The following is an 18,831-nucleotide window of genomic DNA, read 5'->3' as shown; positions in this document are numbered from 1 at the left end:
TTTCCCGGGGCCACTGACGTTCTGGAAACGTCTCACTCACGTCCCGCAAACGCACCGCTCGCGAACGGCTGACGCCGCGCGGCTGGCCAGTGCCCGGTCGCCCGCCACCGCGGCAACTGTCACGGCCGTGTTTCCATGAGCTGCTGCACCCAATTTGACGCGTGCTGAGACCGGCCCCATTGTGTTGCATCATTCGGCAGCCACACGGAGGTTGGACATGCGTCGACCCTGGCGGGCGGTACTCATCCCCGTTGCATTCGGAACACTCCTCAGCACGCAGGGATCCGCCCTCGCCAATCCGCTGGGAGGCGGCAGCCGGCAGGCCGCCGCGACCGTGGCGGGACAGGGGTTCGGGCAGTCCTCGTCCGGTGGGGAGAACCCGCCGACCGGGGTGCAACCGCAGGGCGGCGGCACCGGCTGGAACATCAAGTGGTGGGACGAGTTCAACGGCACCTCGGTCGACTGGGGCACCAAGTGGCGCGGTGACTCCAGCTCCCTCGCCGACAACGGCCGCGGCAACAAGGGCAACCAGCAGCTGGACTACAACCTCGATCGCAACTGCCAGGAGAAGGACGGCGCGGTCACCATCACCGCGAAGCGGGAGAACCACACCTCCCCGTCGGGCACGGACTACGGCTGGACGTCCTGCCTGCTCACCTCGACCGGCTCCAGCGGCTACACCTTCAAGCACGCCTTCATCGAGTCGCGCGCCAAGCTGACGTACAACGTCAAGGACGCGAACGGCAAGCCCGTCTCCGACAAGCGCGGTTTCTGGCCCGCCTTTTGGACCTGGCAGGCGGACGGCGTGAACTCCTGGCAGGAGACCGACGTCTACGAGCAGTACAGCGACAACCCGCGCATGCTCCACCTGACCTCGCACGCGGGCTCCGGCGGCGGCTGCCAGCCGACGCTGGGGTTCGACCCGGGGGAGGGCTTCCACACCTACGGTGCGGACATCTCGCCCAGTGGCACGAGGTTCTTCATTGACGGCAAGCTGGTGTGCACCGTGGCGGGTACCCCCTCGGAGAACACGAACATCATCGAGGACCTGTACGTGTACTCCCGCCCCGGCCTCGAACCGAACCCGGCGACGGTCTCGGCGCAGAAGTCGGTCGACTACGTGCGCGTCTGGCAGAGGTAGGCGGGCCAGGGGAGCAGGTGTGTCGGGGCAGGGCCGCCGTGGCCCTGCCCCGACTCACGGGATCATCGCTCCTGGCCGAGCGACACATCTGTATTCGTTGACCGCGCCGCCGAGGCTACGGCCCGGCGGTGCCGGTGGAGTTTCCGGGGTGGCAGGTGACGCCCCAGGCGGCCTCGATCATCTGGAAGATCTCGTCCACCGCGGTCTGCGGGTCGGCCGCCTCACGGGCCAGCGAGTAGGCGTCGATCACGAACCGCGCGATCGCCCGGCAGGCCGTGGGGGTCCGTGAGAGGGCGGGATCGGCGGCGATGGCCGCTGCCAGCGACTCCGCGTGGCGCAGTCTCATCGAGTCCTCGTACTCCCGCAGGGCGGGGGATTCGTCGATCATGCGCCAGATCGGGGCGGCGCTGTCCGCCGTGCAATGGCGTACCAGGGCCTGGATCTCGCGGCGTAGCGCGGGGATGAGCGGCTCGTGCGGTGCCCTGCCGGTGACCGCCTGTGTGAGGCGTTGCTCGAAGTCTTCGTCCTGCTCGAACACCAGGGCCTCTTTCGAGGCGAAGTGGGAGAAGACCGTGGTGACGGCGACGTCGGCCTCGGCGGCCACGTCGCGGATGCCCACCGCGTCGTACCCGCGTTCCAGGAAGAGCCGCAGGGCGGTGTCGGCGATCTTCTGGCGGGTCGCGGCCTTCTTGCGCTCGCGTCGCCCGGACGGCACGGTCATGCCCTCACGCTATCAGACCCAAAGAAAGAACGGTTGCAAAATGCTAACCGTTAGGGTTACGGTCGATGGCATGAAGAAAGTGAGCTTCGCCGAGTTCGGCGGTCCAGAGGTTCTGCGATTCGTGGACGCCGAGGAGCCCCACGCGGGCCCCGGCCAGGTGCGCATCGCTGTGCGGGCGGCGGGGGTGAATCCCGTCGACTGGAGGATTCGTGAAGGCCAGATCCTCAAGGCCCATCCGATCGAGCTGCCCTCCGGAGTCGGGCTGGACGCCTCCGGCGTGGTGGACGAGGTCGGCGAGGGCGTCGAAGGGGTCGAGGTCGGCGACCACGTGTTCGGCGAAGGCTCGAGCACCTACGCCGAGTTCGCCGTGCTCTCGGCCTGGGCCCGTATGCCCGAGGGGCTGACGTTCGAAGAGGCGGCCGGGTACCCCTCCGTGGTGGAGACCGCGCTGCGCATCATCTCCCAGGTCGGTGTGCAGCCCGGGCAGACGCTGCTGGTCAGCGGGGCGTCCGGGGGAGTCGGGTCGGCGGTGCTGCAGATCGCCCGCGACCGCGGCATCACGGTGATCGGCACGGCCGGGGCCGCGAACCAGGACTATCTGCGCAGCCTGGGCGCCCTCGCCACGACATACGGCGAGGGCTGGGTCGAGCGGGTGCGGCGGCTCGGCCAGGTCGACGCGGCTCTCGATCTGGCCGGCTCGGGCGTGATCCGCGAACTCGTCGAGCTGACCGGGGATCCGCAGAAGGTGATCTCCATCGCCGATCTCGCCGCGCCGGAGTTCGGTGTCCGGTTCTCCGGCGTGGCAGGGAGCGTCCCGGAGGCGCTTGCCGAGGCCGTCGACCTTATCTCGCGGGGAAAGCTCCACATCCCGGTCGAGAAGTCGTACCCGCTCGCTGAGGCTGCCGCGGCGCACATCGACAGCCAGGCCGGTCACACGCGCGGGCGCCGGGTCCTGGTTGTTTGACAGCCGGCCGCGCGCCGTCCTCACGTAGATATTGAGGACGGCGCCGGCCCGGTGAACACCGGGCCGCCGGGGCTTCGTCGGTCGCGGGCGGCAGTGTGCCGCCGGGCCGGCCCTCGGAGCGGGGCTGTGATCACAGACCGGGCAGGGCCGTCACACCGGCCGAACGCCGATCTGGAGAACGACCCAGTCGCTCGGCATCTGTCGGCGGACAGGTTGCCGGCCGTGTCTGCCCATTCCGGTGTGCTCACCGGGCCAACGTGAGCAGTTCGTCGATCACCGGTTCCTCACCACCGTCACCGAGGTGGGCGATGGCCGCAAACGGCGCGATCACCTGGCTCCAGGCGTGGAGCCGGTCGCCATCCAGCCCGCACGCCGCCGCCACGCGCGCGCAGCGGGTCTCGACGCCCTCCAGCCCGGCGCCGGTGAGGACGTAGTCCACAGCGTCGAAGCACGGATCACCGACACAGGCTTTCGGATCGATGGCCATGAGACCGCGCTCCGCGCCGCCGTCGAGCACGTTGCCCAGGTGCAGGTCGCCGTGGAGCAGCACGGTTGTGGCTTGCGTGGCCAGCAGCCGCTCGCACCGCTGGATGGCCCTGTCCCACGCGGTGACGTCCATCCGCGCGCTGATCGCAGGTTCGGACAGCCGCCTGCCGACCCGGGCGAAGGCCTCCTCGCACCGCTCACGCAGCACCCGCGTCGGCAGCGGAGGCGGAGCGACCCCGTGCAGGGCGGCGAGCAGATCCGCCCACTGTCCCGGAAGCGAAGCAGCGGGCATGTCCTCCGCCGGTGTTCCGGGTGCGATCTCCTCCAACACCATGGCGCCCGCCTCCTCGTCGACGGCCGGCACAGAGGGCACCCGGCCCGAGGCAGCGGTGAGGCTCTCCACATCCACCAGCAGTCGTTTCACCCGGGTCAGTCTGCCGCCCGCGGGATCTCTGTCCACCGCTTTTCCACCACTCGCTGTGGACGCGAGCCGACGAGCGCATCGGACCGGATCACGTGAGACAGCGGTCGGCCAGGCCGGGGGGAAGCAAGGGATGGCATCGGGGCTCTCCTCACAGGCAGCACGCACCGTCGGGAATCAGCCATCAAAAGGCTCCGTCGGCCGTCGTCCGAATGCGGATGAAGCAAATCCGAGCACGTACGGCTTCCCTCGCGCAAGGTTCCGTGTCCACTGCATTCATCGCCTGCTCATGCGCGGCTCCTGGGTGGGCGGCGTGAGGGCGGGAGAAGGTGCAGGTCGGGCGGGGCGCGTCGGTGAAGTGTGATGCAAGTCACTAGAGGAAGTCGGGTCAATCTCGACGCCGACCTCTTGCCGGATCGAGATCGTGCGTGCTCGGATTAATTCCGTCAGTGGCGTTCCAGAGCACCGCGACTCAGGACGTCGGCGTCTGTCCGCATGGCTGGATCCATGCCCCCCGCTCGCACTCTCGAGCCGTGCGATCGCCGTCTTTCCCCTTCCCATCGCTTAGGAGCGAGACATGCTCGACCTCACCTCCGTCGATCTCCTCGACGCGTTCACCCGGGAGCTGAAGCTGTGCAAGCTCCGGCCCGACGAACACGTCGTCGTCCTGTCCGAGCCGACCAGCCGCGGTGACTACGTGGCGGCCGCCTTCGGCGCGGCGAAGGCATGCGGCGCGCACGTCATCGCCGCCACCGTGCCCGGCGGCAACCCGTCGCCCGCGGACAGCACCCGTACCGGCGCCGGGCCCGGCCTGACCGCGGTGTTGAACGACTCCACCGCGCAGGAGCTGCTCAAGGCGGCCGACCTGGTCGTGGACCTCACGCGGGAGGGCTTCATCCACGCCCCCCTGCAGCAGGAGATCCTGCGGGCCGGCACCCGCATCCTCTTCGTCTGTGACGCCCCGGACGTCCTCATCCGCAACCTGCCCAGGGAGGAGGACAAGGCGGAGGTCCTCAAGGGCGTGGAACTGCTGAAGAACGCGTCCGTCCTGCGGGTGACCTCCGAGGCCGGTACCGACCTGACCGTGGAACTTCCCGGCTCCAAGCCGGAGTTCCAGGTCGGCTTCGCCGACGACCCGGGCCGCTGGGACCACTGGCCGAGCACCATGGTGCTGTGCTGGCCGCGGCTCTCCGACGGCCGGATCGTGCTGGCCGAGGGCGACATCCTGCTGCCGTTCAAGGAGTACGTGCGCCAGCCGGTCACCCTGGAGATCGCGGGCGGAAACATCGAGAAGGTGTCCGGAGGGGCCGAGGCGCAGCTGCTGAACACCTTCTTCGAGGACGCGAACGACCAATGGGCGCGCAGCCTGTCCCACATGGGCTGGGGCCTGATGCGGACCGCCGACTGGTTCGCCACCGCCCTGTACGGCAAGGAAGAGCTGATGGGCATGGACGCCCGGGCGTTCGCCGGCAACTTCCTGTGGTCCACCGGCCCGCACCCCGTGCTCGGCCGTGAGTCGTACGCGCACCTCGACATCGCCATGCGCGGCTGCACCGTCTCCGTCGACGACCAGGACGTCGTCACCGCGGGGCGACTCGTCGACTTCTGATACCGCCTGCCGCACCTGTACCTGGAGAACACACATGGCATCCACCCAATCGTTCGAAGCTGTCATCGTCGGAGGCGGACTCGGTGGGATGACCGCCGCGCTGTCGCTGCGGCAACGGGGCCTGAGGGTCACCGTGCTGGAGCAGGCGCCGCAGTTCGGCGAGATCGGCGCGGGCATCCAGACCGCGCCCAACGCGAGCCGGGTCCTGCTCGGGCTGGGTCTGCGCAAGCGGCTGGAGGTCATCCGCACCGAGCCCCAGGACCAGGTGCGGCGCCGGTGGAAGGACGGCAGCATCGTCGGCCTGACCCAGCTCGGCGACGTCTGCAAGCAGCGGTACAACGCGCCGTACTGGCACTACCACCGGGCCGACCTGCACCAGGTCCTCACGGACGCCTGCGTCGACCCGGCCGGACCGGGACCGGTCGTCGAACTGCGCACGGCGAGCCGGGTCACCGAACTGGACCGCGGCAACCCCCGCCGCCCGGCCGCGGTGACCGACGACGGGCGGCGCTTCGAAGCCGACGTACTGATCGGCGCCGACGGCATACGTTCCCGCGTCCGCGACCTCATGGGCCTGCCGGACACCCTGGAGTTCTCCGGGGAGATGGCCTTCCGGGCCCTGATCCCCGGCGACCTCATCGCCGCGGACCCGGCGACCCGTTTCCTGGTGGACCGCTTCCAGAGCACCATCTGGTACGGCCCCGGCCGGCACCTCGTCCACTACATGATCCGTGGCGGTGAGTACCTCAACGTCGTCGGCTGTGTCCCGTGCACCGACGAGGTGGCCGAGAAGTGGACCACCACCGCCACCGCCGACGATCTCGTCAACGCGTACTCCGACTGGGACGACCGTGTCGCGGCGATGCTGTCCAAGGCGAAGGACGACGTCCTGGCCTTCGCGCTCCACCACCGCCGCCGCGACCCGATCTGGGTGGACGGCCGGGTGGCCCTTCTGGGCGACGCCTGCCACGCCATGCTGCCCTACCAGGCACAGGGCGCCTCCCAGGCCATGGAGGACGCCGCCGTCCTCGCCGAGGAGCTGGGCCGGGTCGCCGCCGACGGCATCGAGGTCGCGCTTCGCCGGTACGTCGACCGGCGCGCCAAGCACGCGGGCATGGTCCAGGACGCGTCGTTGCAGAACAAGACCTTCTACCACTACCCGGACGGCCCTCAGCAGGAGGCCCGGGACGAGCTGCTCAGGCGTGGCTTCGACGGCGAGTCCGACGTGTCCTACGACTGGTTGTGGAGCGGCACACCGCTCAACGACCCGGACCTGGGCGCGTACGAATACCGCTTCGCCCGCTGACCGGACCCCACTGGACCCCACGGGGCCCCTCGCCCGCTCCCCGCTCACCCGCTCTGCCCCCCGCTCCCAGCTCAACCGCTCCTGCCCCCCGCTCTCCGCTCCCCGCTCACCCGCTCTCCATCCCCGGTGTCCGCCCCCGCGCGGGCTCGTCCCCCTCGCACACCCGTGGAGTGAACGTGAAAACAGGCGACCAGATTGTTCAGGACCTCCCATGGAGATGGGGAGTCCAGGGCAAGATCTTCATCATCGGCGGCCTCGGCTACCTGTTCGACGCCTACGACATCGCCCTCAACGGCTTCCTCATGCCGCCACTGGGTGGACACTTCCATCTCACCCTCTCCCAGCGCGGCCTGGTGGCCACCGCCAACCTGGTCGGCATGGCCGTGGGCGCGGTGGCCTGGGGCGCCGTCGCGGACCGCATCGGCCGCAAGAAGGCGTTCAGCGTCACGCTGCTGATCTTCGCGCTGTTCTCGGTGCTCAGCGCCCTCTCACCGAGCTACTGGGTCTTCCTTCTCCTGCGCTTCGTGGCCGGTGTCGGGCTCGGCGGCTGTATCCCGGTCGACTACGCCCTGGTGGCCGAGTTCTCCCCGAAGAAGTACCGCGGGCGTGTCCTCACCGCGCTGGACGTGTGGTGGCCCATCGGCGTGACGCTGTGCGGCCTGGTGTCGACGGCGATGCTGACCCTCGACAACAACTGGCGATGGATGCTCACCACCATGAGCGTTCCCGCGCTGCTGTTGTTCTGGGTGCGCCGGGGTGTTCCCGAATCGCCGATCTTCCTCAGCAAGAAGGGCAGGGAGGCCGAGGCACGCATCGTCATCGACGATCTGGTGGCCCGTACCGGAGCGCCGGTCGAGCCGTACGTCATCCCCGCCCCGGTGGAGGACCACAAGGCACGTGGGCCCCGGGCCGCACTCGAACAGCTGCGGGACGTCTGGAAGTTCAGCCCCCGCGTCACCTCCGCCGCCTGGCTGCTGTTCGCCACCGTCATGCTGGTGTACTACGCGGCGCTGAGCTGGATGCCGTCCATTCTCGAGGAACAGGGGCTCGGCGACCGGGTCGCGTTCATGAGCACCACGCTGATGAGCGGCGTCGGCATCCTCGCCGTTCTGGCGTCCACCGTGCTGGTGGACATGGTGGGCCGGAAGTGGCTCATCGGCGTCACGGCCCCACTCGCCTCGCTCGCGCTGGTGGCGTTCGCGGAAGTGCTGCACATGCCCACGGGGGCGGTGGTCGCCCTCGCCGTCTTCGGTTTCCTGATGCAGCTGACCATCCCCGCCATGTACGCCTACGTGTCCGAGCTGTACCCGACGGTGCTGCGGGCCAGCGGCTTCGGCTGGGCGTCCTCCTTCAGCCGGGTGCTGACCGGCTTCGCCCCGCTGCTGTTCGGTTCGGTGATGTGGCCACTGCTGGGGCTGCCGCTGACGTTCGCGGTGCTCGCGCTCGCCGTGGTGGGGTCCGTCGGCTGGATGGCGGTCGCGGCCCCCGAGACCAGGGGTCGGGCACTGGACGACAGCCCCGAGGTCATTCCGGGAACCCGCCGGGCCCCGGCACAGGCCCCCGGTCAGGCGGTGCTCTGAGGGTGCTCCCCGCCTGACCGGGCACACCCCGCCCGCGACAGTCCGTACGACAGGAGAGACATGAAGCCCGCTCCCTTCCGCTACCACCGGGCGCGCGACGTCGAGGGCGCCACAGCGCTCCTCGCCGAGCTGGGCGACGACGCCAAGGTCATCGCCGGCGGCCAGAGCCTGGTCGCGATGATGAACTTCCGGCTGGCCCGCCCCGCCCACCTGGTCGACATCGGCGGCCTGCGGGAGCTCGACCACCTCGGCGTCGGCGCCGACGGCGAGCTGCGCATCGGGGCACTCACGACCCATCACACGGTGGAGACCGCCTCGCCGCGCGAGCTGGGAGCGGGCTTCGACGTCATCCGTGACGCCATGGCGTGGATCGGCCATCTGCCCATCCGCACCCGCGGCACGGTCGGCGGCAGCATGGCACACGGCGACGCCACCGCCGAGTGGTGCCTGCTCGCCGTGCTGCTGGACGCCGAGTTCGTGGCCCGAGGCCCGCGCGGCCAACGCCGCATCCCCGCCCGGGAGTTCTTCTTCGGCTACTACACGACGGCCCTGGACCCGGACGAGATCCTGGTCGAGATCGTCTTCCCGCGTCCCGCGCCGCACGCGGCGCTCACCGAGTTCGCCGAGCGCCGCGGGGACTTCGCCATCGTGTCGGCCGCCGTCGATCTGGACACCGACGGCCGGACCGTGAACAGCGGCCGGGTCGCCCTCGGGGGTGTGGCCGCGATGCCGGTGCGGGTCCCCGAGGCCGAGGCGGTGCTGGCCGCGGGCGGTTCCTTCCGCGACTGCGCGGAAGCGGCGGCGGACGCGGTGGACCCGCCGGGCGACGCGAACGGCAGCGCCCACTACCGCAAACACCTCATCCGCACCCTGGTCGAACGCGCCTGCGAGGAGGCGATGTCCCGATGACGTCCGTCACGGAGAACCAACTGGTCGGCAGGTCGGTGGCGCGCCGCGAGGACCCCCGGCTGCTGACCGGACACGGCCGTTTCGTCGACGACATCGAGCTGCCCGGCATGCTGCACGCGCAGTTCGTCCGCAGCACCGTCGCCCACGGCCTGATCACCGCCGTCGACCTCACGGCGGTACGCCGGGTGCCGGGCGTCGTCGCGGCGTTCACCGCCGCCGATCTCGGGCTGGGCGACATCACCGCGCGACTCGACCGCCCGCCGGCCGAATTCGTGCCCACCGCCATGCCCGTTCTCGCCCGCGACCGGGTCCGCTACGTGGGCGAGCCCATCGCCGTCGTCGTCGCCCGGGACCCGTACGCGGCCGAGGACGGCCTGGAAGCGGCCAGGGTGACGTACGAGTCGCTCCCGCCCGTCACCTGCGAGGAGCAGGCCCTCGCTCCGGGCGCCGCCCTGGTGCACGAGGAGGCCGTACGCAACACCTTGGTCGATGTCTCCCTGTTCGCCACCGAGGGCATCGACGGGATCTTCGAAAACGCCCCCTGTGTGGTCCGTGTCGAGGCGAGGACCGGCCGGCAGAACGCGCTGCCGCTGGAGACCCGCGGTGCGGTGGCGCAGTGGGACGCCCGTGAGGAACAGCTCGTCGTGCACACCTGCACCCAGATCCCGCATCAGGTGCGCACCGTCGCCTCGCGCTGTCTGGGGCTCGACGAGCGCGCGGTGCGTGTGATCGTCCCCGACATGGGCGGCGGCTTCGGCCTCAAATGCGTGGTCGGCCGTGAGGAGATCGCCGCCGCGGCGGCCGCACTGCGGCTCCGCCGGCCCGTCAAGTGGATCGAGGACCGCAAGGACGCGCTGTCCGCGTCCTTCCTCGCCCGCGAACAGCACTACACCGCACGAGCGGCCTTCGACGCCGACGGCCGGATCCTCGGCCTCGACGCCGACGTGGTCTGCGACATGGGCGCCTACTCCTGCTACCCCTTCACCGCGGGCATCGAGCCGCTGATGGCCGCCGGCGAGATGCCCGGCGTGTACAAGGTCCCCGCCTATCGGGTGCGCGGCCGGGCCATCACCACCAACAAGGCGCCCACCGCCCCCTACCGGGGTGTGAGCCGCCCGCAGTACGTGATGGTCGTCGAACGGCTCATGGAACGCGCCGCACGCGAACTGGACATGGATCCGCTGGAGATCCGGCGGCGCAACCTCATCACCGACTTCCCGTACACCGGCGTCAACCACATCACCTACGACCCCGGCTCGTACCTGGAGTCCCTCGACCTGTGCGAGCAGGCGCTGAAGGAAGCGGGCTGGTACGACCGGCAGGCCGCCGCCCGGGCCGAGGGGCGGCACATCGGGATCGGCTACAGCTGCTTCAGCGAACGCACCGGATACGGCTCGGCCGCCTTCGCCGCCCGCAAGATGCAGGTCGTGCCCGGCTTCGACCTCTCCGAGGTCCGGATGGACACCGGCGGCGCGGTCACCGTCACCACCGGCACCATGAGCCACGGGCAGAGCCACGAGACGACCATGGCGCAGATCGTGGCCGACGCGCTCGGCGTCGACCTCGCCAAGGTCAAACTCCACCAGGGCGACACCGATCGCATCACCTACGGCTGGGGCACCTTCGCCAGCCGCTCGATCACGGTCGGCGGCAGCGCCGTACGCCGGGCGGCGGTCAAGCTCGGTGACAAGCTCCGCGCCATCGCCGCCGCCGAGTGGGGTGTCCCCCCGGAGGAGACGGAACTGGCCCGCGGCCGGGTCCGCCGCCGCGACGAACCCGGCATCGAGCTCACCTACGAGCACCTGGCCGACATCGCCTACCTCAAGTCGCATCTGCTGCCGGAGGACATCGAGCCCGGTCTCACCGCCACCGCCGCCTTCGACGTCACCACCGACGGCACCTTCTCCAACGCCACCCATGGAGCGGTCGTAGAACTGCACGAGGGCACCGGCCAGGTGGAGATCCTCGCGTATGTCTGCGTCGAGGACTGCGGTGTGGCGATCCACCCGCAGGTCGTGGAGGGCCAGTGCCGTGGCGGCATCGCCCAGGGCATCGCCGGAGCGCTCTTCGAGCAGATCACCTACGACGCGCAGGGCGAGCCGTCGGCCACCAGCTTCATGGACTACAAGGTGCCCACCGCCCACGAGATTCCCGATGTCACCATCCACCACCTGGAAACCCCGTGTGCCTTCACCGAGACCGGCGCCAAGGGGGCCGGGGAGGGCGGCACCATCGGGGCCCCGGCCGCGGTGCTCAACGCCGTCAACGACGCACTGCGCGCCACCGGCGTCGAACTGGACACCACCCCCATCACACCGGAGACGGTCCACCGCGCCCTGACCTCCCCCGCACTGGAGCAGACCCGATGAACGACACCAGCGGCCTCGGCGACGACGCCCAGCTCATCACCCTCGACGTCAACGGAACGTCGTACGAAGTGATCACCGCACCGCGCCGCACCCTGGTGGACGTGCTCCGCCACGACCTGCGGCTGACCGGCACGCACGTCGGCTGCGAGCACGGCATCTGCGGAGCCTGCACCGTGCTCGTCGACGGGCTGCCTTCCAGGGCCTGCCTGATGTTCGCCGCGCAGGCGGAAGGGGCGAGGATCACCACCGTCGAGTCCCTCGCCGACGCGGACACCGGCGAACTCGGCGATCTCCAGCGGGCGTTCAGTGACCACCACGGCCTGCAGTGCGGCTTCTGCACCCCCGGTTTCCTCATGCTCGCCCAGGGCTTCCTCACCGAGCGGCCCGAGGCGAGCAAGGAGGAGATCCGGGAGGTCGTCGCCGCGAACCTGTGCCGGTGCACCGGCTACCAGACCATCGTCGAGGCGATCGACGCCTGCGCGACCGCCCGGCGGGCCCAGCGAGCCGCGGGCACCGAGGAGACATCATGCAACTGATCAACACCGTTCCCGTCAAAGCCGCGCCTGACGCGGTGTTCGCCCTGATCAGCGACGTCGAGCGAGTGGCGTCCTGTATGCCGGGCGCCGCTCTGGAGGGCCGTGACGGCGACGCCTGGCGCGGCTCGGTCAAGGTCAAGGTGGGCCCGATCACGGCCGCCTACGCCGGCAGTGTGCGCTTCCTGGAGGTGGACGCGGAGAAGCGGTACCTGCGGGTCCACGCCAGCGGGGCCGACACCCACGGCAGCGGCGACGCCGAGGCCGAGGTCCGCCTGGAGGTGCTCCCGGCCCCGGACGGCGCGCAGCTGAACCTCACCACGGACCTGGTGATCCGGGGCAAGATCGCCCAGTTCGGCAAGGGCGCCATCGCCACCGTGTCCGACCGGATCCTCCAGCAGTTCGCCCAGAACCTCGGGAATCTGCTGCTCAGCCAGGGCGGGGCGGCCGCTCCCACGACGGGCACCGCCACCGCCCCCGTCGCGGGCACTCCCGTGACCGCCGCCCCCGCGGCGGCGTCCGCCGAGCTCAACGGGTTGTCCCTGGTCGCCGTCCCGCTGCTGAAGAAGTACGGCCCGTTGATCGCCGCCTTCCTGTTCGGGCTCCTCCAGGGCCGGCTCCTGGGCAGGCGCCGATGAGCGGCGGACTCTACGGTGCGGGGACCGACCGCACCTACGAGAAGGCCGGCTTCGGCGCCCCGGTCCGGCGCGGCAGCCGTCCGGCGATCGTCGTGGTGGACCTGACCCGGGGCTTCACCGACGCGTCGTATCCCTCGGGCGCCGACCTGAGCGACGTCGTGGCGGCGACCACTTCTCTGATCGAGGCGGGGCGCCCGGCCGACGTGCCGGTGGTCTTCACCGCCATCGCCTACACCGAGGCCGAGGCGTCCGGCGACTCGATCGCCTGGCTGCGCAAGGCACCGGGGCTGCGCGGACTGGTCGAGGGCAGCGACGCGGTCGCCATCGACCCGAGGCTGCCCATGCGGCCCGGACATGACCTGCTGGTGGTGAAAAAGGGAGCCTCCGCCTTCTACGGCACCCATCTCGCCGCCGCGCTGACCGGGCTCGGCTGCGACACCGTCGTGGTGTGCGGCGCCACCACCAGCGGCTGTGTCCGGGCCACCGCCGTCGACGCCGTCCAGTCGGGCTTCCCGGTGCTGGTCCCCAGCGCCTGCGTGGGCGACCGGGCCGACGGACCGGCGGCCGCGGCGCTGTTCGACATCCAGGCCAAGTACGGCGATGTCATCAGCCTCGACGACGCCGTCCGCTACCTCGGCTCCGTTCCCGTCCCCCCGGCCGCCCGGAGCCCACGCATGAGCCGGCGCCCGCGTGCATGAGCCGGCGCCCACGTGTCCGAGAAGGAGAACCGTGTCCCAGCGATCGATCCCGCAGGCCGCGCTCGCGGACCTCGCCGACGTGCCCGCCACCAGCCGGTGGGTCCGCTCGGGCGGCCTGAGGCTGCACGCACTCGACTACGGCGGCGACCTGCCCCCGCTCGTCGTCCTCCCCGGCATCACCAGCCCCGCGATCACCATGGACTTCGTCGCCCGCGAGCTGACCGATCTGGTCAGGCCCGTGGTGCTGGACGTACGTGGCCGGGGACTGTCGGACGAGGGCGACAGCTACGGTCTGGAGGAGTACGCCGAGGACACCGAAGCGCTCATCACCGGCCTCGGACTCGACCGGCCCTTGCTCCTCGGCCACTCCATGGGGGCCCGGATCGCGGCCGTCGTCGCCGTGCGGGGCAAGGTGCCCCTGCGGGGCGCGGTGCTGGGCGATCCGCCGATGAGCGGCCCGGGCCGCGGACCGTACCCCACCAGCCGGGACGCCTTCCTGCGGCAACTGTCCGAGGCCCGGCGCGGCACGGATGCCGACGAGGTGGCCCTCTCCTGGCCCACCTGGCCCCGGCGCGAGCAGGAACTGCGGGCGCGCTGGCTGTCCAGCTGCGCCGAGGAGGCCATCGTGGCCACCCACCGGGGATTCGAGCACGAGGACTTCTTCGACTGGTGGCCGCGCGTACCCGACCCCGTGCACCTGCTGTACGGCGCGGACAGCCCCGTCGTCACCGAAGCCGGCGCGCGGGAGGCAGCCGCGAGCAACGGGCCGGCCTCGCTCCACCGGATTCCCGGCGCCGGACACATGATCTTCTGGGACGCTCCGGCGGTTGCCCTCGCGGCCCTGCGCACCACCCTGACCACCCTTCTCTCCCGGCCTCGCACCGGCGCCTGAGTCCCTTCACGCCCCTGACGGCGGGCCACGTCGGACGACGGCCGCCCCACGCCCAACCGGAGGACCCATCCCATGACGGACCATCACATCGGCCTGATCGTGCCCAGCTCCAACCTGACGATGGAGACCGAACTGCCGCGGATGCTGAACGCCCGCGAGGCCATCCGGCCCGAGGACCGCTTCCTGTTCCACAGCAGCAGGATGCGGATGAAGCACGTCACCCCCGAGGAACTGCGCGGAATGAACGCGCAGACCGAGCGCGCCGCCCTCGAACTGGCCGACGCCCGCCCCGACGTCGTCGCCACCGCCTGCCTGGTCGCCATCATGGCCCAGGGGCCGGGCCACCACTGCGTGGCGGAGGCCGAGATCACCTCCGTGCTGCGCACCGAGGGCGCCAAGGCTCCGGTGGTCTCCAGCGCCGGCGCCCTGCTCAGCGGCATCGGCGCGCTCGGCGCCAGGCGGGTCGCCATCATCACGCCGTACATGAAGGAACTGACGGCCACGGTCGTCGACTACATCGAGGACGCCGGCGTCGAGGTGGTCGACGCGCTCAGCCTCGAAGTGCCCGACAACCTGGCGGTCGCCCGACTCGACCCCGCCGGTCTGCGCGACCACTGGCGCCGTCTCGATCTGCGCCGGGCCGACGCCCTGGTGCTGTCGGCGTGCGTCCAGATGCCCTCCCTCGCCTCCATCCAGCCGGTGGAGGACGAAGCCGGGCTGCCAGTGCTGTCGGCGGCCACGTCGACGGCGTTCCGCATCCTGACCGAGCTCGGTCTGCCTCCCGTCGTGCCGGACGCCGGAAGCCTGCTCAGCGGGCGGGTGGCCGGCCCGGCCGCGAGCTGAGGGCACGGGTGGTCCCGGTGGCGCCGGGTGGCGGGAGGAGTGGCTCATGCGCGACGTGCTGGAACCGCTGATGTCCTGGTGGGCCGAGGGCAAGGCGTCGGCGCTGGCCACCGTGGTGGCCACGCGGCACTCCGCTCCCCGCCGACCAGGGGCTTCGATGCTGGTCGGGCCGGGTGCGGAGGCGATCGGCAGCGTCTCGGGCGGCTGCGTCGAAGGCGCCGTCTACGACCTGGGCCAGGAGGTGCTCGCCGGAGCCCGGCCGCTCCGCCGGCGGTACGGGGTGTCCGACGCCGATGCCTTCGCGGTGGGGCTGACCTGCGGCGGCACGCTCGACGTGTTCGTGGAGAGGGTCGACTCGACGACGTTCCCGCAGCTGGGGGAGGTGGTCGAGACGGTACGGGCGGGCAGGCCGGTCGCCGTGGCCACCGTGATCACCGGCCCCGCCGAGCGCCTCGGTCGCCGACTGATCGTCTGGCCGGACCGGGTGGCGGGCGGGACCGGCTCCGGCCGGCTGGACGGCCTCCTGTGCCAGGACGCCCGCGGCCTGCTCGAGGCCGGCCGGACCGGTGTGCTGCGCTACGGCGCGGACGGGCACTGCCGCGGCCAGGAGAGCGAGGAGAGCGAGGAGAGCGAGGCCGGCCTGGAGGTGTTCGTCGAGTCCTTCGCGCCGCCGCCTCGGATGCTTGTCTTCGGCGCCGTCGACTTCGCGGACGCGGTGGCCCGGACGGGTTCGTTCCTGGGCTACCGGGTCACGGTCTGTGACGCCCGCCCCGTGTTCGCCACCGCCGCGCGGCTGCCCGGGGCGGACGAGATCGTGGTCGAGTGGCCGCACCGATACCTCCAGGCCGAGGCGGACGCCGGGCGGATCGACGGGCGCACCGTGATCTGCGTACTCACCCACGACCAGAAATTCGACGTCCCCCTGCTGCGGGTCGCGCTGCGTCTGCCCGACGTCGGCTACATCGGCGCGATGGGCTCCCGGCGTACCCACGAGGACCGGTGGCACCGGCTGACCGAGGCGGGGCTGACCGAGGCCGAGCTGAAGCGGCTGTCCAGCCCGATCGGCCTGGACCTGGGCGCCAGAACCCCGGAGGAGACCGCCGTGTCCATCGCGGCCGAGATCATCGCTGTGAAGAGCGGCGGCAGCGGATTCCGGCTGGCCGACCGGACCGGACCGATCCACCTCGGCCCCGGCCTTTGATCGATCAAGCGCTCCCAGTACGTTGAAAGTCCCCGGATGGAAGAATCGGACGGGGGGCCGACGGCTCACAGGGACGGAGAGTGCCGCCGTGGGGATTCACGAGGACCCCGACGTCACCCGGCAGCAATTCGACGTGGCCGACGCCGCACCGCTGCTCCTGGACGTCCACGGGGCCGTGACCAGCTGGACCCCCGACGCGGCACGCGTCCTCGGCTACCCGGCCTCCGAGGCCGTCGGCACATCGGCGGTGGAACTGCTCACGCCCGAGGACGCGGCACACGTACCCGAGCTGGCCGAGCGGTGCCGGACGAACGCCGGATGGATCGGCCTGCTGACGGCCCGGCACCGCGACGGGCATCCGGTCAGGCTGATGGTGCGGATCGTCCTGACCCCGGAGCCACGCGGCCAGGATCGCTGGCTGGTGCTCCTCCAGGAACTCGGCCGGGCCCACGGATGGGACATGAGCCGGGGAATCCTCGAACGGATGGTGTCGCAGTCCCAGGTGGGCATGGCGATCGTGGACACCGACCTGCGGTACGTGTGGTCGAACCCTGCCCTGGCCCGATTCGGCGGCGGCGCCCCGTACGAACGACTGGGCAAGCGGCTCGCCGATGTCCAGCCCGGACTCGACGCCGAGGAGTACGAGACCCGGATGCGCCGCGTGCTGAAGACCGGCGAACCCGTCATCGCCTTCGAAACCGTGGGCCGGGTACGGGCGGCCCCGCACCGCGAGACGTCGTACTCGCTGTCGTTCACCCGGCTCGAGGACGACGACGGGCACCCCGTCGGAGTGTTCTACACGGTCGAGGACATCAGCGAACGCCACCGCGCCCGGCGGCGGCTGGCCCTGCTCGACCAGGCGGGTCAGCGCATGGGACGCTCGCTGGATGTGCGGCGGACCGCCCAGGAACTGGCCGACGTGTCCGTTCCCGGGCTCGCCGACTTCGTCACCGTGGACCTGCTGGAGGCCGTGCTCCACGGGATGGAGCCCCCGCCCGGGCCGCTGGGCGAGCACGACCTCGCGTCCCTGCGCCGCTCCGGACACCAGTCCACCAAGGGCGGGGTCCCGGAAGCGGCCGTGGACATCGGTGCCCCGACCTCCTACGTGGCCGGCTCGCCACCCATCCGCTGCCTGACCGGCGGCGGCTCCTGTCGGGAAGAGCGGCTCGACCCGTCGGCCCGGCAGTGGGCCGAGACACGTCCGCACGAGCGGAGAGCCACATTCCGGGAGCACGGCCTGCACAGCGCGATGATCGTGCCGATCCGGGCGCGAGGCATCACCCTGGGCGTCGCCACGTTCTTCCGGCGCGAGCGCCAGGAGGCCTTCTGCGCGGAAGACCTCAGCCTGGCGGAAGACCTCGTGGCCCGAGCCGCGGTCTGCATCGACAATGCCCGCCGCTACACCCGCGAGCGCGAGGCGGCCCTCGTCCTGCAGCGCAACCTCCTCCCGCACCGGCTTCCGGACCAGGACGCGGTGACGGTGGCGGCCTGCTACCGGCCGGCCGACGAGCTCACCGGGCTCGGGGGCGACTGGTACGACGTCATCCCGCTGTCCGGAGCGCGGGTCGCGCTGGTGGTCGGCGAGGTCCCCGGCCACGGCATCGACGCGGCCGCGGCGATGGGACAGCTGCGCACCGCGGTACGCACCCTCGCCGACCTGGATCTGTCACCGGAGGAGGTGCTCGCTCACCTGGACGATCTGGTCGCCCAGGCGGCACGGGAGGAGAGCACCGAAGCCGGCGCTCAGGCGGCGGGCGGCCGCCGGACCGTCGGAGCCCGCTGCCTGTACGCGGTCTACGACCCGGTCAGTGGTCGAAGCGCCATGGCCAGTGCGGGACACCCGGTGCCGGCCCTCATCGACCCCGAGGGCGACGTCACGTTCACCGAGCTGCCCATCGGGCCGCCCCTCGGCGTGGGCGGCCCGCCGTTCGAGGCGGTGGAACTCGACCTGCCGGAAGGCACCACGATCGCCCTGTACACCGATGGCCTCCTCACGGCCAACGGCGACAAGGACACGGACCCCGGCACGGCGAGAGGGCATCTGCGCCGCCAGCTGGAGCGCTTCGACCCCTCACTCGACCGCAAGTGCCGCGCCGTGGTCGACGAACTGGTCCCCGGCCGCCCCGACGACGACGCGGCCCTGCTGATGGCACGCACCAGGCGCCTCGGCCCCGAACGGGTCGCCGCGTGGGATCTGCCCACCGACCCGGCGGTCGTCGCCGAGGCCCGCAGAGCGAGCAGCCGGCAGCTCGCCGCCTGGGGACTGGACGAGCTGGCCTTCACCACCGAGCTGGTGGTCAGCGAACTCGTCACCAACGCGATGCGGCATGCCATCGGTCCCATCCGGCTGCGCCTGATCCTGGAGCGGTCGCTGATCTGCGAGGTGTTCGACGGCAGGGCCACCGCTCCGCACCCGCGGCATCCGAAGACGACGGACGAGGGCGGCCGCGGCCTGCTCCTGATCTCTCAGTTCACCCAGCGGTGGGGCACGCGCTACCTGCCGGAGGGCAAGGTCATCTG

The 18,831-nt window shown here is 71.2% G+C and carries 16 protein-coding genes; 14 read left to right on the top strand and 2 right to left on the bottom strand.

Translation table 11 applies throughout. From position 1 onward, the window contains the following. Nucleotides 1-217 precede the first annotated feature (217 nt). Nucleotides 218-1,141, top strand: a complete 924-nt coding sequence (locus BBH68_RS36405) for a glycoside hydrolase family 16 protein (protein WP_079151433.1) — start codon at nucleotides 218-220, stop codon at nucleotides 1,139-1,141. A 115-nt stretch (nucleotides 1,142-1,256) separates the two neighbouring features. Here the strand turns inward: BBH68_RS36405 and BBH68_RS36400 are convergent, their stop codons facing one another. Further along, nucleotides 1,257-1,862, bottom strand: coding sequence for a TetR/AcrR family transcriptional regulator (locus BBH68_RS36400; RefSeq protein WP_065968153.1), 606 nt, complete (start codon nucleotides 1,860-1,862; stop codon nucleotides 1,257-1,259). A 70-nt stretch (nucleotides 1,863-1,932) separates the two neighbouring features. On the opposite strand from BBH68_RS36400, the gene BBH68_RS36395 reads away from it, so the two are divergent. Next, on the top strand, nucleotides 1,933-2,826 hold the full coding sequence (locus tag BBH68_RS36395; protein ID WP_065968152.1) for an NADP-dependent oxidoreductase: 894 nt from the start codon (nucleotides 1,933-1,935) through the stop codon (nucleotides 2,824-2,826). 244 nt (nucleotides 2,827-3,070) lie between these two features. Here the strand turns inward: BBH68_RS36395 and BBH68_RS36390 are convergent, their stop codons facing one another. Beyond that, nucleotides 3,071-3,901: an aminoglycoside phosphotransferase family protein gene (locus BBH68_RS36390; RefSeq protein WP_425428895.1), complete on the bottom strand. Its 831-nt coding sequence runs from the start codon at nucleotides 3,899-3,901 to the stop codon at nucleotides 3,071-3,073. Nucleotides 3,902-4,310: 409 nt separating this feature from the next. Here BBH68_RS36390 and BBH68_RS36385 point away from each other — a divergent pair, with 409 nt between their 5' ends. The 12 genes from BBH68_RS36385 to BBH68_RS36330 all read left to right on the top strand — a co-directional run. Beyond that, on the top strand, nucleotides 4,311-5,342 hold the full coding sequence (locus tag BBH68_RS36385) for a 2,5-dihydroxypyridine 5,6-dioxygenase NicX family protein (RefSeq protein ID WP_065968151.1): 1,032 nt from the start codon (nucleotides 4,311-4,313) through the stop codon (nucleotides 5,340-5,342). 34 nt (nucleotides 5,343-5,376) lie between these two features. Further along, nucleotides 5,377-6,648, top strand: a complete 1,272-nt coding sequence (locus BBH68_RS36380; protein ID WP_065968149.1) for an FAD-dependent monooxygenase — start codon at nucleotides 5,377-5,379, stop codon at nucleotides 6,646-6,648. A gap of 176 nt (nucleotides 6,649-6,824) precedes the next feature. Beyond that, nucleotides 6,825-8,228, top strand: coding sequence for an MFS transporter (locus BBH68_RS36375; RefSeq protein ID WP_065968145.1), 1,404 nt, complete (start codon nucleotides 6,825-6,827; stop codon nucleotides 8,226-8,228). A 60-nt stretch (nucleotides 8,229-8,288) separates the two neighbouring features. Continuing rightward, nucleotides 8,289-9,137, top strand: a complete 849-nt coding sequence (locus BBH68_RS36370) for an FAD binding domain-containing protein (protein ID WP_065968143.1) — start codon at nucleotides 8,289-8,291, stop codon at nucleotides 9,135-9,137. Next, nucleotides 9,134-11,506 carry a xanthine dehydrogenase family protein molybdopterin-binding subunit gene (locus BBH68_RS36365; protein WP_065968142.1) on the top strand — a complete coding sequence of 791 codons (2,373 nt, stop codon included), beginning with the start codon at nucleotides 9,134-9,136 and terminating at the stop codon, nucleotides 11,504-11,506. The genes BBH68_RS36370 and BBH68_RS36365 overlap by 4 nt, the downstream gene beginning before the upstream one ends. After that, the gene (locus BBH68_RS36360; protein WP_065968140.1) at nucleotides 11,503-12,042 is read left to right on the top strand and encodes a (2Fe-2S)-binding protein; all 540 of its coding nucleotides are present in this window, start codon (nucleotides 11,503-11,505) and stop codon (nucleotides 12,040-12,042) included. Before BBH68_RS36365 ends, BBH68_RS36360 begins: the two co-directional genes overlap by 4 nt. Further along, complete coding sequence (locus tag BBH68_RS36355) at nucleotides 12,033-12,677, top strand: SRPBCC family protein (RefSeq protein ID WP_065968139.1); 645 nt, start codon at nucleotides 12,033-12,035, stop codon at nucleotides 12,675-12,677. Before BBH68_RS36360 ends, BBH68_RS36355 begins: the two co-directional genes overlap by 10 nt. Then, the gene (locus BBH68_RS36350; RefSeq protein ID WP_065968134.1) at nucleotides 12,674-13,375 is read left to right on the top strand and encodes an isochorismatase family protein; all 702 of its coding nucleotides are present in this window, start codon (nucleotides 12,674-12,676) and stop codon (nucleotides 13,373-13,375) included. The genes BBH68_RS36355 and BBH68_RS36350 overlap by 4 nt, the downstream gene beginning before the upstream one ends. A gap of 31 nt (nucleotides 13,376-13,406) precedes the next feature. Next, nucleotides 13,407-14,267 carry an alpha/beta fold hydrolase gene (locus BBH68_RS36345; RefSeq protein ID WP_065968129.1) on the top strand — a complete coding sequence of 287 codons (861 nt, stop codon included), beginning with the start codon at nucleotides 13,407-13,409 and terminating at the stop codon, nucleotides 14,265-14,267. A 72-nt stretch (nucleotides 14,268-14,339) separates the two neighbouring features. Then, nucleotides 14,340-15,110 (top strand): maleate cis-trans isomerase family protein, encoded by a 771-nt coding sequence (locus BBH68_RS36340; protein WP_065968127.1) that lies wholly within the window; start codon nucleotides 14,340-14,342, stop codon nucleotides 15,108-15,110. Nucleotides 15,111-15,156: 46 nt separating this feature from the next. Then, on the top strand, nucleotides 15,157-16,311 hold the full coding sequence (locus BBH68_RS36335) for an XdhC family protein (protein ID WP_065968125.1): 1,155 nt from the start codon (nucleotides 15,157-15,159) through the stop codon (nucleotides 16,309-16,311). An 88-nt stretch (nucleotides 16,312-16,399) separates the two neighbouring features. Further along, nucleotides 16,400-18,831: SpoIIE family protein phosphatase (locus BBH68_RS36330; protein WP_065968123.1), on the top strand; the 2,432-nt coding region annotated here is incomplete at its 3' end.

The organism is Streptomyces sparsogenes (assembly GCF_001704635.1).
Lineage (GTDB): Bacteria > Actinomycetota > Actinomycetes > Streptomycetales > Streptomycetaceae > Streptomyces > Streptomyces sparsogenes.
Note: the sequence above shows the minus strand (reverse complement) of the source record. Positions and strands in the feature narration are given on the sequence as shown.